The organism is Flavobacterium sp. MK4S-17 (assembly GCF_009848495.1).
Classification (GTDB): domain Bacteria; phylum Bacteroidota; class Bacteroidia; order Flavobacteriales; family Flavobacteriaceae; genus Flavobacterium.
The window spans coordinates 21298-37745 of the sequence record NZ_WWEP01000021.1; the positions used below are offsets into that span (position 1 = coordinate 21298).

General features: G+C 39.6%; 14 protein-coding genes. 11 read left to right on the top strand and 3 right to left on the bottom strand.

Features of this window, described 5'->3' with window-relative positions; all coding sequences use genetic code 11:
• Positions 1 to 38 precede the first annotated feature (38 nt).
• The 9 genes from porV to GSF09_RS08310 all read left to right on the top strand — a co-directional run bounded on the left by porV (position 39) and on the right by GSF09_RS08310 (position 11947).
• On the top strand, positions 39 to 1217 hold the full coding sequence (porV, locus tag GSF09_RS08270) for a type IX secretion system outer membrane channel protein PorV (RefSeq protein WP_159800479.1): 1179 nt from the start codon (positions 39 to 41) through the stop codon (positions 1215 to 1217).
• A gap of 3 nt (positions 1218 to 1220) precedes the next feature.
• Positions 1221 to 1703 (top strand): cytidine deaminase, encoded by a 483-nt coding sequence (cdd, locus tag GSF09_RS08275; RefSeq protein WP_159800480.1) that lies wholly within the window; start codon positions 1221 to 1223, stop codon positions 1701 to 1703.
• Between the two features lie 196 nt (positions 1704 to 1899).
• Entirely contained in the window at positions 1900 to 2901 is a 1002-nt protein-coding gene (gene pdhA / locus GSF09_RS08280) for a pyruvate dehydrogenase (acetyl-transferring) E1 component subunit alpha (RefSeq protein WP_159800481.1), read from the top strand.
• Between the two features lie 2 nt (positions 2902 to 2903).
• Positions 2904 to 4565 (top strand): pyruvate dehydrogenase complex dihydrolipoamide acetyltransferase, encoded by a 1662-nt coding sequence (locus GSF09_RS08285; protein ID WP_159800482.1) that lies wholly within the window; start codon positions 2904 to 2906, stop codon positions 4563 to 4565.
• Between the two features lie 109 nt (positions 4566 to 4674).
• Positions 4675 to 5631, top strand: coding sequence for a M20/M25/M40 family metallo-hydrolase (locus GSF09_RS08290; protein ID WP_159800483.1), 957 nt, complete (start codon positions 4675 to 4677; stop codon positions 5629 to 5631).
• Positions 5631 to 6308, top strand: coding sequence for an SDR family oxidoreductase (locus tag GSF09_RS08295; RefSeq protein WP_159800614.1), 678 nt, complete (start codon positions 5631 to 5633; stop codon positions 6306 to 6308). The genes GSF09_RS08290 and GSF09_RS08295 overlap by 1 nt, the downstream gene beginning before the upstream one ends.
• 1 nt (position 6309) lies before the next feature.
• On the top strand, positions 6310 to 6906 hold the full coding sequence (locus GSF09_RS08300) for a SprT-like domain-containing protein (protein WP_159800484.1): 597 nt from the start codon (positions 6310 to 6312) through the stop codon (positions 6904 to 6906).
• A gap of 74 nt (positions 6907 to 6980) precedes the next feature.
• Entirely contained in the window at positions 6981 to 8048 is a 1068-nt protein-coding gene (locus GSF09_RS08305; RefSeq protein WP_159800485.1) for a mannose-1-phosphate guanylyltransferase, read from the top strand.
• A gap of 113 nt (positions 8049 to 8161) precedes the next feature.
• A complete protein-coding gene (locus tag GSF09_RS08310; RefSeq protein ID WP_159800486.1) occupies positions 8162 to 11947 on the top strand; it encodes a gliding motility-associated C-terminal domain-containing protein in 3786 nt (1261 codons plus the stop codon).
• 23 nt (positions 11948 to 11970) lie between these two features.
• On the opposite strand, the gene GSF09_RS08315 is transcribed toward GSF09_RS08310, so the two are convergent.
• The 3 genes from GSF09_RS08315 to GSF09_RS08325 all read right to left on the bottom strand — a co-directional run bounded on the left by GSF09_RS08315 (position 11971) and on the right by GSF09_RS08325 (position 14436).
• Positions 11971 to 12765 (bottom strand): ABC transporter ATP-binding protein, encoded by a 795-nt coding sequence (locus GSF09_RS08315; protein WP_159800487.1) that lies wholly within the window; start codon positions 12763 to 12765, stop codon positions 11971 to 11973.
• Positions 12765 to 13505, bottom strand: a complete 741-nt coding sequence (locus tag GSF09_RS08320) for an ABC transporter permease (RefSeq protein WP_159800488.1) — start codon at positions 13503 to 13505, stop codon at positions 12765 to 12767. Before GSF09_RS08320 ends, GSF09_RS08315 begins: the two co-directional genes overlap by 1 nt.
• An 82-nt stretch (positions 13506 to 13587) precedes the next feature.
• Positions 13588 to 14436, bottom strand: a complete 849-nt coding sequence (locus GSF09_RS08325) for a glycosyltransferase family A protein (RefSeq protein ID WP_159800489.1) — start codon at positions 14434 to 14436, stop codon at positions 13588 to 13590.
• 73 nt (positions 14437 to 14509) lie between these two features.
• Here GSF09_RS08325 and GSF09_RS08330 point away from each other — a divergent pair, with 73 nt between their 5' ends.
• Entirely contained in the window at positions 14510 to 15784 is a 1275-nt protein-coding gene (locus GSF09_RS08330) for a hypothetical protein (RefSeq protein WP_159800490.1), read from the top strand.
• On the top strand, positions 15781 to 16413 hold the full coding sequence (locus GSF09_RS08335) for a T9SS type B sorting domain-containing protein (protein WP_159800491.1): 633 nt from the start codon (positions 15781 to 15783) through the stop codon (positions 16411 to 16413). The genes GSF09_RS08330 and GSF09_RS08335 overlap by 4 nt, the downstream gene beginning before the upstream one ends.
• Positions 16414 to 16448 lie beyond the last annotated feature (35 nt).

A 16448-nucleotide genomic window follows, 5' to 3' on the forward strand; every position in this document is an offset into this window, starting at 1 on the left:
AATACTATATTTGTTACCTTAAAATTTCAATAAAAAGAATGAAAAAGATACTTTTATTTGCAGTTTGCCTTTTAGGAGCACAGTTAACTAAAGCGCAATCTGAAAGACCAATAACAACCGGTGTACCTTTCCTGCTAATTGCTGCCGATGCACGTGCGGCAGGTATGGGTGATATGGGCGTTGCAACTTCTCCCGATACATATTCCCAGCAATGGAACCCGGCAAAATATGCTTTTTCACTACAAAAGCAGGGTGTTTCTGCCAGTTATACTCCATACCTTACAGATATTGCCAATGATATTTCCCTTGCGCAGGTAACCTATTACAACAGGTTTCAGGAAAGGATGGCCTTTGCCGGAAGCCTTCGTTATTTTGGGCTTGGTGAAATTGAACTGAGGGAAACCATTGACGGTCCTGTAACTACAAGGAAACCAAGCGAGCTTGCGGTAGATTTATCTTACTCATTAAAACTTGACGAACAATTTTCAATGGCGGTAGCCGGCCGGTTTATAAGTTCTAATTTAAGGATACCCGAAGCTCCAGGAAGCAGTGGCGATGCAAGCGCAGCCATATCTTATGCCTTTGATGTTGCTGCTTACTACCAATCGGAAGAAACAGCTTTTTCCGATTTTAACGGGCGCTGGAGAGCCGGGCTTAACCTGCAGAACTTAGGCCCTAAAATCAGCTATGATAACGATCCTGAAATAAGCTCTAACTTCCTGCCTGCCAATATGAGGCTTGGTGGTGGTTTCGACTTTATTTTTGATGAATATAACAAGGTAGGGGTAAATGTTGAGTTTACTAAACTTTTGGTACCTACACCACAGGACCCTGACAGGAATGGAGACGGGGAAATAACTACAGAAGAATATAATGAAACAAACCGTGAATATAATGATATTGGCTGGGTTTCGGGTATATTTAAATCTTTTGGCGATGCGCCGGGAGGGTTTAAAGAAGAACTAAGGGAAGTTACTTATGCGGTAGGTGCAGAATATATGTACCAGGATGCCTTTGCTTTCCGTTTAGGATACTTTAATGAAAACGAATTGAAAGGCGCGAGGAAATTCTTTTCGCTTGGCGCCGGTTTCAGGTACACTACCATACGTATAGATGTATCATATCTTTTCTCTGCATCGCAGGTAAGGAATCCGCTGGAAAACACATTGCGTTTCTCGCTGTCGTTCAATTTCGGCGATGAATATTACGAATATTAGTGGATGGAAAAAATAAATGTAATCACATCATTTACCGCCTATAATTCTGCTGAAGAATTACCAAAAGAGGTAAATGAACTTATGAAAAAAGCTGTTGAGGCAAGGAAAAAGGCTTATGCGCCCTATTCTAAATTTCGTGTTGGTGCTGCGTTAGAGCTTGAAAACGGAGAAGTTGTTATAGGTTCCAATCAGGAAAATGCAGCCTATCCTTCGGGACTGTGTGCCGAAAGGGTTGCAGTATTCCACGCTGGGGCAGTGCATCCCGGTGTTACAATCCGGCGTATAGCCATATCGGCAGCATCGGATGAAAAAACCGTAACCGCGCCTATTCCTCCCTGCGGGGCTTGCAGGCAGTCCATAGCCGAGTATGAGCAGAAACAGGACAGCCCTATAGAAATTTACTTTATGGGCGAAACTGGGAAAGTGCTGCAGTCGGACTCGCTGAAAAATCTGCTGCCGTTAGTTTTCGACAGTCATTATTTATAAACAATACAGGGGATTTAATTAAATCCCCTTTTTTTTATATCCTTAAGTCGCAAAAAAATAACAAATACTTTGTGTAAAATTTTCGGTATTAAAGGGGGATATCTTATTTTTGCAATTCGCAAATTTGTATCAGGTACATTTTTGCACATCTATTTTAGTTGGAATTTTTTAAAATCACATCAGCAAATAATCAGCAATGAAAGAAATTACAAAGGAAGTTTATCTGAAATGGTATGAGGACATGCAATTTTGGAGAAAGTTCGAAGACAAGCTTGCGGCGTTGTACATTCAGCAAAAGGTAAGGGGCTTCCTTCACCTGTATAACGGGCAGGAGGCTGTTCTTGCGGGTGCATTGCACGCAATGGACCTTTCTAAAGATAAAATGATTACAGCTTACCGTAACCACGTGCAGCCTATAGGTATGGGTGTTGACCCAAGGAAAGTAATGGCCGAGCTTTTAGGTAAGGCAACAGGTACTTCAAAAGGTTTGGGCGGCTCTATGCACATTTTTTCCAAAGAGCACGGTTTTTATGGTGGCCACGGTATTGTGGGCGGCCAGATTCCGTTGGGTGCAGGTATAGCATTTGCTGATAAATATTTTGAAACAGGAGGCGTTACCCTTACTTATTTTGGTGATGGTGCCGCCCGCCAGGGTTCTTTGCACGAGGCCTTTAATATGGCTATGCTTTGGAAACTTCCTGTTGTATTTATTGTTGAAAATAATGGTTATGCAATGGGTACATCTGTAGAGCGTACTGCTAACCATACCGATATATGGAAACTTGGCCTTGGTTATGAAATGCCGTGCGGCCCTGTTGATGGGATGAACCCGGTAAAAGTTGCCGAAGCAATGCATGAGGCTATTGAAAGGGCAAGGCGTGGCGATGGCCCTACTTTCCTTGAAATGAAAACATACCGTTACAGGGGCCACTCTATGAGTGATGCCCAGCATTACAGGACTAAGGATGAGGTTGAGGAATACAAAAAAATAGACCCTATTACCCAGGTGCTGGATATTATTAAAGAAAATAATTATGCAACTGATGAGGAAATAGAAACTATAGATGAAAGGGTTAAGGATTTGGTTGCTGAATGTGAAAAATTTGCGGAAGATTCTCCGTATCCTGACCTTAACGTGATGTATGACGTTGTTTACGCACAGGAAGATTATCCGTTTTTACCACATAAACTACAATAACCATGGCAGAAATTATTACAATGCCGCGCTTAAGCGACACCATGACTGAAGGTACAGTGGCTACGTGGCTTAAAAAAGTGGGTGATAAAGTTAAAGAAGGCGATATACTTGCAGAAATTGAAACCGATAAGGCTACTATGGAATTTGAATCGTTCCATGAAGGTACTTTATTGCATATAGGAGTTCAGGAAGGTGAATCGGCCCCGGTTGATTCTGTACTTGCCATAATTGGTAAAGAAGGTGAAGATGTTTCATCTTTACTGGATGGTAAGGCGCAGCCTTCTACAGATGATAAAAAAGAGGAAAAACCTGCTGAAAGTACAGAGGATAAAAAAGAAGAGGCTAAGCCTGATGCTAAAGAGGAAAAATCAGCCCCGGCTGAATTGCCTGAAGGTGTTAAGGTAGTTACCATGCCACGTTTAAGTGATACCATGACCGAAGGTACAGTGGCTTCATGGCTTAAAAAAGTAGGCGATAAAGTAAGCGAGGGAGATATCCTTGCAGAAATTGAAACCGATAAGGCTACTATGGAGTTTGAATCATTTAACAGTGGAACCCTTTTATATATTGGTATTGAAGAAGGGCAGTCTGCACCTGTTGACAGTGTACTTGCCATAATTGGCCCTGAGGGGACAGATGTTTCCGGTATTGCTGAAAATTATGGTAAAGGCGGCAGCAAGCCTGCTGAAACAAAATCAGAAGAAAAACCTGCTGCAGAAAGCAAAGATGAACAGCCTAAGCAGGAAGAAACCCAAAAAGCCGCGCCTAATAATGATGGTGGCAGGATATTTGCCTCGCCGCTGGCACGCAAAATTGCCGAAGAGAAAGGTGTAAACCTTAACGAGGTGAAAGGTACAGGCGAAAATGGGCGTATCGTTAAAAAAGATATAGAAAATTATACACCTCAGGCTGCACAGCCTGCACAGGCAGCCCCTGCAAAAGAGCAGGCGGCAGCAGAAAAACCTTATATACCTGCAGGGGAGGTAAGCACTGAAGAAGTGAAAAACTCACAAATGCGTAAAACCATAGCGCGCCGCCTTTCAGAATCTAAATTTACAGCCCCTGAATACAGCCTTACCATTGAGCTTGATATGGATGCTGCAATAGCATCAAGGGGAGTTATCAACTCGTTGCCGGATACTAAGGTGTCATTTAATGACATGGTAATTAAGGCCTGCGCTATGGCACTAAGAAAACATCCGCAGATTAACACGCAGTGGAAAGATGATGTAACTGTTTATAACAAACATATCAGCATAGGTGTTGCAGTTGCGGTTGAAGAGGGGCTTGTGGTTCCGGTACTGAAATTTACCGACATGATGAGCTTATCTCAGATAGGTGCAAATGTAAAAGACCTGGCGGGTAAAGCAAGGAATAAAAAATTACAACCTGCCGAAATGGAAGGCAGTACCTTTACGGTGTCTAACCTTGGTATGTTCGGTATACAGGAATTTACTTCAATTATCAACCAGCCAAACTCTGCCATACTTTCGGTAGGTGCTATAGTTGAAAAGCCGGTTGTTAAAAACGGGCAGATTGTAGTAGGCAACACAATGACAGTAACCTTAACCTGCGACCACAGGACTGTAGATGGTGCTACCGGGGCACAGTTCCTGCAAACGCTTAAGCAGTATATAGAAAATCCTGTAACAATGCTGGTATAAGCCACATAGCTATCAAATACATGATACCCGCCTTTTGGCGGGTATTGTTTTAATATGCTATTATGTTTCGCCTTAAATTTCTTATTTTAGCCATACAAAGCTTTTTACTATGAAAAAGATTTTTCTTGCACTGGCTCTTTGGTGTTGTATTATTGCGGCCTGCACTGCCCAAAAAAATAAAAGGGCTGATAAATATGAAGTAACACAAAAATCAGTTGCCGATAAACTTAAATTTTTGGCGTCTGATGAATTGGGTGGGCGTGCCACTGCATCTGAAGGGATAGAAATTACGGCCAAATACCTTGAAGATATCTTTGCAAAAAATAGTGTTAAGCCTTATTTTACCACTTACAGGGATACACTGTCAAACTATCAGGAACCTGCTTATAACATAGTGGGCTATCTTGAAGGGAATGACCCTGAACTTAAGAAAGAGTATATAATATTAAGTGCCCATTATGACCATATCGGCCTATCTAATTTCCCTGTTGCGGGCGACAGTATATATAACGGCGCTAATGATGATGCTTCGGGGTGTGTTGCCGTTGCCGAGATGGTAAATTATTTTGCCAGGAGCAAATCAAACAAACGCAGCATCATGTTCTGCTTTTTTACTGCCGAGGAAAAAGGCTTGTACGGCAGCAGGCATTTGGCAGCCAAACTAAAGCAGGCTGATTTTAACCTGTATGCCATGCTTAATTTTGAACTCATAGGCGTGCCATTGGGTAAAGAGGCTGCGTCTTATATTACAGGTTATGCAAAATCTAACATGGCGCACAAGCTTAATGAATATGCTGGGAATGACATGCTGGTTGGTTCAAGCGAATTTGAGATGCGCTACCAGCTATTCAGGAGGGCAGATAACTATTCCTTTTATACGGAATTTAAAATTCCTGCCCATACCATAAGCACAACTAATATGGAAACGTTTACCTTATACCACCATGTGGATGATGAGTTTGACATGATGGATATTAACCACATGGCCGGGTTTATAAAACGAATGATACCGGCTGTTGAAAAGATGGCTAATGCCAGGGTAAAAGAAATAGTACTTACAGAATGATGAAGAATATAATTATAACGGGCACCAGCCGCGGCATAGGTTATGAACTTGCACTTATGTTTGCAGATGCAGGCTATAAGGTGCTTGCTGTATCCCGAAAGGCGCCGAAGGCATTGGTTGAAAATGAAAATATTACCTGCCTGCGTGTTGACTTAACACTTGAAACTGACCTTGTTCAGGTGAAAAATTTTATTAAAACAAGCTGGAAAAAGGTTGACGCCATAATACATAATGCGGGTGCATTATTATTAAAACCTTTTGAGCAGATAACAGCAGATGAATTTGAATACATTTATAAAGTGAATGTGTTTGGCGTTGCTGCACTTAACAGGGTTGTATTGCCTTTTATGTACAAAGGGGCACATGTGGTAACCATAAGCAGTATGGGAGGCGTTCAGGGTACAATGAAGTTCAGCGGGCTTGCGGCTTACAGTTCCAGTAAAGGGGCTGTAATTACATTGTCTGAATTACTGGCAGAAGAATATAAGGATAAAGGTATAGCCTTTAACGTGCTTGCACTTGGTGCTGTAAATACCGAAATGCTGCAACAGGCATTTCCCGGTTATAATGCACCGCTTTCGGCAGTTGAAATGGCTAATTATATATATAATTTTACATTAACAGGGAACAGGTATTTTAACGGTAAGGTATTACAGGTTTCCTCAAGCACGCCTTAAAGTGAAACATGTTATAGAGCCATACCTGCCGGAGCATGCTGTTGATAGTGTTTTTGAGCTTATAAAGGTATATGGCGTACACTTAAAAATTGTGAATGAACGTGTAACACGGCATGGTGACTACCGCCGCGATGAAAAAGGCTACCATCGCATTACGGTGAACGGGAGCCTTAATAAATACAGGTTTTTAATTACGCTTGTGCATGAGGTTGCACATTTGGCTGCATTTGAAAAATACGGACGCAATATAAAGCCCCATGGTGATGAGTGGAAATCAACATTCCAAAGGCTGATGGTACCGTTTATACGCCCGGAAATATTCCCGCCGCAATTGCTCCCATTGCTGGCAAGGCATTTCAGGAATCCGAAAGCCAGCAGTGATACCGATGCAACACTTTCACTTGCTTTAAAGCAATTTGATGAAAAGTCGGAAAAGAATTATATTTTTGAAATTCCTTACGGAAGCAGTTTCAGGATTTATAACGGCAAAATATTTAAAAAGGGGGCGCAGCGCGTTAAGCGTTTTGAATGTGTTGAAATAAGCACAGGTAAAATTTATCTTTTTAATCCTAATGCCGAAGTAGAGCTGCTGCCATAATTGTTAAAGAAAAAACAAACAATATTAAGTTTTAGGTATTAATAATACCTTTACTAATAAAACGTATACGGTTAATGAGTAATAAAAATTATTATGCAGTATTAATGGCGGGTGGAGTAGGATCCCGCTTCTGGCCCGTTAGTACAGTACAATATCCTAAGCAGTTTCACGATATGTTGGGCACAGGTGAAACCCTTATACAAAAAACGTTTAGCCGGCTTTCCAGGCTTATCCCTGCAGAAAATATACTTATCCTTACCAATGCCGCCTACAGCGGCCTTGTTATGGAACAGCTTCCTGAAGTAAACAAGGAGCAGGTTTTAACTGAACCTGCAATGCGCAATACGGCACCCTGTATTTTATATGCAGCTTTAAAAATAAAAAAACTGAACCCGGATGCTGTTATGGTAGTGGCACCCAGTGACCACTGGATTGAAGATGAAAGTGCATTTATTGATAACCTTCAACTTGCATTTAACCGTGCCGAAGAAGATAATGTTTTAATGACGCTTGGCATACAGCCAACTTTTCCCAATACAGGATATGGGTATATAGAATATAACAAGCAGGACACAAATACAATTAAAAAAGTAAGCCAGTTTAGGGAAAAGCCTAATTATGAAACGGCTAAAGCTTTCTTGCAAAGCGGCAACTTTTTATGGAATGCTGGTATTTTTATATGGAGCATAAAGTCGGTTACCGAAGCCTTTAAAAAATTCCAGCCGGTAATGTATTCACTTTTTGAAAGTGGTTATGACGATTATAATTCAGCTTCAGAAAGCAGTTTTATTGAAGAGAATTATGCCAAGGCCGATAATATTTCCATAGATTATGCAATAATGGAAAATGCCGATAATGTTTATGTTTTACCGGCAGTTTTTGACTGGAATGATTTAGGTACATGGGGTTCGCTTCATGAAAAACTGGCTAAGGATGAAAACAATAATACAGTAGTTAATGCAAGGCTTTTTATTGAGAATTCGTCAAATAACATTATCCGTACCGATAAGGATAAAACGGTTGTGATAGACGGGCTTAATGATTACATAGTGGTAGATAAGGAAAATATACTGCTTATATATCCTAAAGAGAAAGAGCAGGAAATTAAAAAGATTACAGAGCTGGTTACAAAGCACGATTAAACACGGCAGGAGGTAGGGTTTTAAAGCTTTAAAATGTTTATGTTAAAGTTATTGTATGATAATACATATCTTAACATAATTTTTACCTTTAAAGCCAAGCCAAAAACCAATTTATGTTTAAACCAGCCACTTTGCAAAAAGCAATATCCCTGCTGATATTTCTTTTCATTACACTATCATCTTACAGCCAATTACCCGATTTTAATTTAACTGTTACAACAGTACCGCAAACCTGCCTGGGCAACGGGGCATTAAATTTAAGCGTTTCGGGTACTAATCCTGCTGCATCTATAGATTATACCATTTACCTTCTGCCGGATACCACTAATCCTTTAACGGTAGTTACCTCCAATACTGTAAGCAATCTTTTTGCCGGGCAGTATCTGGTTGTAGCAACACAGTCGCTCGGAGCGGAGTCAAACCAAAAAACGAAAACGGTAACAATTGCCGATAATTATTCTCCCTTACAAATTGCATTGACCGAAACCAAAGTGCGTTGTGGTGCCGATGGTGCTATAACCGTCAGCCTTACTTCCGGGGAAGCAACAGGGTATTCAATAACAGGGCCGGTAAATTTGCCTGTACAAGCATCAAATGTTTTAAGTAACCTTGAGGCAGGCTTTTATCTTGTAAAAGTATATAATAGCTGCGGTGATGTGGAAACACAGAATTTTACCCTAACAGCGGCCCAAACATCTTTAAGTATAAATGCAGGTTCTATTACTACAGATGAGGTGCTGCCTGACTGTAATTCTATCGGCATAAGCCATGCTTATAATACTGAACCCGGCAAAGAAATATTTTTTCCCTTAACATTTGAAATTACGGTTTACCCACCCGGTGGTGGAACGCCTACTGTAATTACACAAGTTGTGCCTAACGGAAATGTCCTGAACGATGTTTTTGAAACATTAATACCTTTCTATCACGGGCAGCAATACAGTTATAATATTAAAGTTACCAATGCCTGCGGGGCTGTATATACTAAAAACGGCAATACAGTAAATGAAAAGATGGATACACAGGTTTCTATAGAAAACCCAAATTGTACCGATCTTTTCTTTAAGGTTAAAACTACCCTTTTTGTGCCGCCTTATACTGTGCAGTTTACGTCGGTTCCCGAAAACAGCAATTTTAATCCGATAGATTTTAATGCACAGCACCCCAGTTTTACAAGCAGCGAAATTCAGTATGGCGGAGTGGGGAATTCTGTTCCTGAAGGAGATTATACTATTAAAGTTACCGATGCCTGCGGCAGGATAGTAACTAAAAGTTTTGAAGTAAAAATGCCGGAGCCGGAGCCTGGTATAACACCAAAGGTTTTGGGTTGCAGCCCTACGGGAAGTATAGCCATTGAAATACCCGACAGGAATGTTACATCGGTTATAATTACTGGTGCACCCCAGGATTTTATCACTGCTTTCGGTGCGCTGGATTATGATGCTTCTGCCCTGATAACAGCCGGTTCCTTTTTAATGGAGGGCCTTCCTTTGGGGCTTTACGATTTTATAATTACCGATAACTGCGGCAAACAGTTTATCAGGGAAGATGTAGAACTTGCACCTAATTCGTTTAATCCTAATATAACGGTTACACAGCGCCCAGGCTGTAGTGCAGGTTTTGGCTCAATCAAGCTGGATGCCGAAAACAATTTTACTTCTGTTATTATTACACAGGGCCCTACAGGGCCTATGGATGTGTCTAATAATATTGTAACATCTGGTTCAAGCGGTGTGGGCGACTTTTATATGAATAACCTGCCTGCCGGAGGGCCTTATATTTTTGTAACAGTAGATGTTTGCGGAATAACCCGTACAAAAGAAGTTTTTGTTGAGGACTATGAAATTTTGAACAACAAGGTGGAACTTATACCCCATTGCGGCTCTTTTGATATATTTATAAACCACAGCAGTACAAATATTGCTATTCCTTCTTTCTGGCTTCAGCAATATAACGAAGCAACGGGTAAGTGGGGATATTTGGGCGGTGGGCAACCCTATACGGAAGGTACTTTACCCGGAGTTTCAAACTCTGTTAATCTTGTTAATAACAATACTACGTTAAACCTTGCTTACATAGGAAAGTTCAGGATTATAAAAGCATTTTACGTATTTAGTAATGGTGCTGCGGCAAATACCCGCTGCACAGATGTAATTAAAACCTTTACTTTTGAAGATGGCCCAAGGATTACAGATATATATAATTTTCCATGTGCCGGGGGCACAAACGAAGTAATTGTTGAGGTATTTGGCGTACCGCCTTTTACGTACCGTATTATTGAAAAAAACGGGCAGCCTTTTATAGTGGAAAATGGTACCAGCAATATATTTTGGGGGCTTGAAGCTGCTGAATATAAGTTTGAGGTTACTGATAACTGCGGCAGGGTAAGGCCGGCACCTTATACACTAAATGCACTTGACCCTGTTGCCATAACTGCATCCGGATTTTGTGAAGGTGAAGCAAGTACATTGTCAGTACAGCCATATTCATTCCTTAACTATGAATGGTACAGGCAGGATGCACCTGGGGTTATTTTAAGCAGCAATAGCGTTTTGGAATTTCCGGCTTACCAGTCGGCAACGCAGGCAGGAATATATGTAGTGAGCATAACATCACCATATGATGGTTCGTGCCTTAACCAAACGCTTTCCTATACAGTACAGGCTAATACTTTGCCAAATGCAGGGGCTGATGCGCCACCTGTTACATTGTGTAATGATGGAAGTACATTAACACTGGCATCCTATTTAGTACCGCCTTTTGACGGTGGAGGCACATGGCAGGATTTGGATGGCAGCGGGGGGCTTAACGGCGGCTCGCTGGATTTAACATCAATAACTCAGGGGACTTATACCTATAAATATACAGTAAATGGTATTTGCGGTACTTTTGATGAAGCAGTAGTTACATTAATATTTAATGATATACCTGATGCACCCACGGTATTGCCCGTTCCTGAAGTTTGTGAAGGCGGCGATGTACAATTACAGGCAAATAGCACCGAAGCGGGAGCATCCTACCAATGGAGCGGGCCTAATGGATTTACATCCGGCCAGCAAAACCCTGTTATTACAGGAGCGGGAACGCCAGCTACAGGAGTGTACAGCGTTACTGTAATTGTAAATGGGTGTACATCGGCACCTGCTACAGTTAATGCTACAGTTAATGCCTTTCCTGATTTTACAATATCCGGTGCAAGCAGTATTTGCGATGGACAGACTGCAGAACTTGAAGTGGTGGGGAATAACCTTCCTTTAGGAGTTACCTATACATGGTATCATGATGACATACTGCTGCCGGGGGTTAATGCTCCCGTTATTGAAATTTCGGAAACCGGTGTTTACAGGGCTGTAGTTGCCAATGGTTCCTGCGAGATGCCGCAGCAGTTTACAGTGGCGCTAAGCACCAACGCATTCACGCTTATTACGGATAACGGATGTAAAAACTATGAATATGTACTGTCGGTAACAAACCTTAATGATATAGATGTGCAGTCGATTGAATGGACAGGGCCGGAAGGTTATTCCCATTCAGGTGATGAAGCAGTAATAACAGGGCTTCCTACAGGGGATTATAAAGTGGTGGTTTTAAATACTGACGGCTGTAGTGCAGAGGCAGTAATTCCTGTAGAAAATACTTCATGCATTATACCGAGGGGTATATCGCCAAACGGGGATGCTTTTAACGAGAATTTTGACCTTTCCAACCTTGATGTAAGGCATATAAAAATATTTAACCGTTATGGGCTGAAGGTATATGAGAAAGATAATTATATAAACGAATGGTATGGCCAGTCTGATAAAGGCGAGCTGCCTACAGGGACATATTATTATGTGGTAACACTATCGCAGGGTAAAAATGTAACCGGATGGGTTTACCTGCAAAGGGAAATAAAATAAAAATAAAAAAGCTTAGGCAATGCCTAAGCTTTTTTTTCTGTATCGTGGTTTTCATCTTCTTCAGCTAAAAGGCTTTCCCGTAATTTTTTAAACAGGTCAGAAGAGTAAACAAACTCTATAATAGATTTATTTTTGGTTTGCAATACCTGTTCATTATTGCCTTCCCATTCCTTTACGCCATTTTTTAGGAAAATAATTTTCTCGCCAATCTGTAATACTGAGTTCATATCATGGGTATTAATTACGGTAGTAATATCATACTCACGTGTAATTTCCTGTATCAGTTCATCTATAAGTATAGAGGTTTCGGGGTCAAGCCCGGAGTTTGGCTCATCGCAAAAAAGGTATTTAGGGTTATTTACAATAGCCCTTGCAATGGCTACCCTTTTTTGCATACCGCCCGAAAGCTCATTCGGGAATTTTTTATTGGCATCTTTAAGGTTTACTCGTTCCAGTACAACATTAACCCTGTCGCGTATTTCGCGTGTTCTCTTGCTGGTAAACATTTTCATAGGGAACCCTACATTGTCTTCAACATTCATTGAATCAAAAAGTGCACTGCCCTGAAATACCATTCCTATCTCTGTCCTTAAATCCCTTTTCTCATCTGCGGTAAGTTCAGAATATATACGCCCGTCAAATGATATTGTACCGTTATCAGGTGTATGTATGCCCAAAAGGGTTTTCAGCATAACGGTTTTACCCGAACCGCTTCGTCCTATTATCAGGTTTGTTTTTCCTGTTTCAAATGTGGTGGAAATACCTTTAAGTACTTTAGTGTCCCCAAATGACTTCTCTATATCTTTAATCTCTATCATCAGCTTAACAGTAATTGGGTTACAATATAATTTACAAGTATAATTACAACGCTGGTCCATACAAACGATGTTGTACTTGCCTTACCTACCTCAAGCGCACCGCCTTTCATATAAAACCCATGAAATGAAGGTATGGTTGCCAAAAGGAAACCAAATAGGAATGTTTTAAGAAAGGCATAAAAAATATGGAAAGGAATAAAATCCGTCTGGATACCCTGTATAAATTCATCACTGCCCACAAAACCCCCATATACACCGGCAAGCCATCCGCCTGTAATGCCCAGGAACATGGAAATGGAAATAACAAACGGGTAAAGCAGTAGGGCAATTATTTTAGGAAAAATGAGGTAGTTTAATGTATTTACACCCATTACTTCCAGTGCATCTATCTGTTCGGTTACACGCATGGTGCCTATACTTGAGGTAATGTAGGAGCCTGCACGGCCGGCCATGATTATAGATATGAAAGTGGGTGCAAATTCCAGTATTACCGACTGCCTTGTGGCAAACGCAATAAGCGATTTAGGTATAAGCGGGTTGGTAAGGTTAAGTGCCGTTTGTATGGCAACAACCCCACCTATAAAGAAAGAAATGAATGCCACAATACCCAGCGAGCCGATTATAAGGTCATCTATTTCCTTGAAAATTAAAGGCTTCATAACCTTCCATTTGGTTGGTTTGCTGAACACTTCCTTAAGCATAAGGAAGTAAGAGCCTATCTGATGTAAAGCTTTAATCATTTAAATAGTAATATTAACGGCTAAAGTACCGAATTGTAGTCACTTTTTGCCCGTCCTTAATAGTTTTTTAATAATTATCTTATTAAAAAAGCTTCTCCCTTATCTTTTTCCAGCGGTAGTGCCGTATAAACTTTGCCTGGTGTTTATCTACCAGTAAAGGGCTGTTGGATTTTTTGGCTTTGAGGTAGCCATTAATATAATCAATAAAAAGCAAAGGCTTCTTTTTCCTGAGTGCCAGCTTTGCAGATGCTATTGCAGTAATGGCAAAGCCATAGCCAAGTGTGTAAAATGCTTCACCCTGTTTATAGCGGGCTGCTTTAGTATAGCTTGCACCTGTAGGTTTTAAGTGTTTTATTTTAAGGCTTTGCACGGTGGTAACTTTCCATCCGTAAAATTTTGCAAGTAATTCGTCAACAGTATCCCATCCCATAGCGGGCTTAAGTTTGCCTATCTGTAAAAAGCATTCTTTGCGATAGGCTTTAAAAGCCCCGCGGATGTGGTCTTTATCTGTAAGGCTTTCCAGCACCCAACTGCCGTTTTTAAAGATGTAGGCAAAACCGCCGGCCATTCCTGTTTTTTCATCTTCTTTAAAAACAGTAAGGATGGTTTCAAAGTAATCAGGCGGAAGTATAAGGTCGGCATCCAGCTTAACTATTATATCATAACTTTCATCTAAAACAGAATACCCTTTTAAGAATGCATTTATTACTTTACTGCCGGGCATATGCACTGCATCCGATGTATTATCTACAAGTTGTAGCCATTTATATTTACTTATAAAACGGCTTACAATATTTCTTGTGGCATCGGTGGAGTTGTCATTCACTACTACTGCCTTATTGGGCAGTACCGTTTGGGCTGCTAACGATTCCAGCATTTGTGCTATGCTTTCTTCTTCATTATAAGCAGGTATGATAACGTAGTATTTCATTAGATAAATAATAAATTACAAATGTCTTTAAATTTTTTATATTTATCCGCGCAAATTAAACTATAATCATTCTATGAGGAAGATATTACAATTTATTCTATTAATACCTATTATTGTTGATGCCCAAGTGCCTTTTCAAAACTATACTACTTCTAATGGTTCAGCAGAACGTATCGCAGGTTTTGGTGTTACTCAGACACCAAATGATTTTTTAGAAATAACTAATTCTACACAAGATGACAATATTTTCATTCCTTCCATATGGGGACATCAGGAATCAGATAACCGCTTTGTACTAAGACTATTTGCTTCAACAATAGCATCATTGGATAATGGAAATAGTCCAATAATGGTTTTCAGATCAGAATTAAGAAATTCGATTAATCTTAATGCACCTCAAGGAACTGTTTTTCCATGGGGTAATTCTGCAGCGGATGTATCTGTAAGACCAGTTTTTGCTTGGGAAAATGGAAATACACGATTAATGACAATAAGTGCTAATGGGAATCTCGGCCTAGGAACCACTTTACCAACTGCTTTATTTCATACGATAGGCACAGTAAGATTACAAAATCTTCCAAATAACACAAATCCAAGTTTTATGTTAGGAACAGATATAAATGGAAACGTTTATGAATATCCCATACCTACAAGTGGAACAGGAAATACGCAAGATATCGATTGGCTAAAATCAGATAATAGTGTGGCAACATCAATAAATGATAATATTTACACAAATGGTTTTGTTGGATTTAATATTCAAAACCCAACAGCGAATATTCATAGTAATGGCTCAATACGTTTTCAAAATTTGCAACGTTCTACTAACCCTTTAAATTTACTTGGCACTGATGTTGATGGTAATGTATTTGAATATCCTATCCCGGTTGTAGCTGCGTCTGATTCGGATTGGTTAAAAGTAGACGGAAATCAAGCAATAAATATTAATGATGAGATTTATACAAATGGAAAAGTAGGTATTAATACGAATGTATTTCCTTCTCATGTAGGAACTGAAGACGTGAGTTTTTATAATCTTTTTGTTACTGGAGGAATTCTTACAGAAGAAGTAAGAGTGTCTAAAGTAGAAGACTGGGCTGATTATGTATTTAGAGAAAATTATGACTTAGCCACTCTTGCTGAAGTAGAGAAATACATTCAACAAAACGGACATTTAAAGAATATTCCTTCTGAAAAAGAGGTAAAGGCGAATGGGATTAATCTTTTAGACATGAATAGATTATTATTAGAAAAAATAGAAGAGCTAACTCTTCACTTAATAGAGTTAAATAAAAAGCTGGAAAATCAACAAAGAGAAATAGATAAATTGATAGGGGTAAGGAGATGAAAATAAAATTTACAATTATAATACTTTTTATTATTATTAAATCATATGGGGGATGTGATATTTTATTTTCTTCTATTAGTAGCGATACCTTAAATATATATTTACATAAGAGAGGATTTTTTCAAGATTGTGAGTCGCATATATTATTATCTTCTCCTGAATTTAATAAAAATTTTATATATCGTGCCAATAATATAATAGAGACTTTTGGGTCATATAAAATTTCTTTAAACGGAGGGGCTAATATAACAATGAAGGCTGGGTTTACTGTTGTTTTGAAACCTGGGACAACTATATTAAGAGATAATAGTTATCTTGCTGCAATAGAAGAATGCCGCCCTTCATGCTCAAATAGTTTTACTGCAGATAAGTTTTTTAGTCCAAATGGAGACAATAATAATGATTTTTGGAATATACATGAGGTTAGTAATATGTCAGATATTGAGATTTATATATTTGATAGATATGGGAAATTGTTAATTAATTTTATTTATAATAAGCATAAAGGATGGGATGGTACATATAACGGTCAAAAACTCCCGGCCACGGATTATTGGTATGTTCTTCGGTATAAAGACTGCTACGGAAAATTATCGGAATTTTCATCACACTTTTCCTTACTACGATAAAAATGTTTAAGATGAAAAAAAATTAAAAATATAGG

Bases quoted from the DNA above. Each gene is read 5' to 3' on its own strand.
- pdhA (WP_159800481.1), top strand. From the start codon at position 1,900: ATGAAAGAAATTACAAAGGAAGTTTATCTGAAATGGTATGAGGACATG.
- porV (WP_159800479.1), top strand. From the start codon at position 39: ATGAAAAAGATACTTTTATTTGCAGTTTGCCTTTTAGGAGCACAGTTA.
- GSF09_RS08295 (WP_159800614.1), top strand. From the start codon at position 5,631: ATGAAGAATATAATTATAACGGGCACCAGCCGCGGCATAGGTTATGAA.
- GSF09_RS08315 (WP_159800487.1), bottom strand. From the start codon at position 12,765: ATGATAGAGATTAAAGATATAGAGAAGTCATTTGGGGACACTAAAGTA.
- cdd (WP_159800480.1), top strand. From the start codon at position 1,221: ATGGAAAAAATAAATGTAATCACATCATTTACCGCCTATAATTCTGCT.
- GSF09_RS08310 (WP_159800486.1), top strand. From the start codon at position 8,162: ATGTTTAAACCAGCCACTTTGCAAAAAGCAATATCCCTGCTGATATTT.
- GSF09_RS08325 (WP_159800489.1), bottom strand. From the start codon at position 14,436: ATGAAATACTACGTTATCATACCTGCTTATAATGAAGAAGAAAGCATA.
- GSF09_RS08320 (WP_159800488.1), bottom strand. From the start codon at position 13,505: ATGATTAAAGCTTTACATCAGATAGGCTCTTACTTCCTTATGCTTAAG.
- GSF09_RS08285 (WP_159800482.1), top strand. From the start codon at position 2,904: ATGGCAGAAATTATTACAATGCCGCGCTTAAGCGACACCATGACTGAA.
- GSF09_RS08290 (WP_159800483.1), top strand. From the start codon at position 4,675: ATGAAAAAGATTTTTCTTGCACTGGCTCTTTGGTGTTGTATTATTGCG.
- GSF09_RS08330 (WP_159800490.1), top strand. From the start codon at position 14,510: ATGAGGAAGATATTACAATTTATTCTATTAATACCTATTATTGTTGAT.
- GSF09_RS08305 (WP_159800485.1), top strand. From the start codon at position 6,981: ATGAGTAATAAAAATTATTATGCAGTATTAATGGCGGGTGGAGTAGGA.
- GSF09_RS08335 (WP_159800491.1), top strand. From the start codon at position 15,781: ATGAAAATAAAATTTACAATTATAATACTTTTTATTATTATTAAATCA.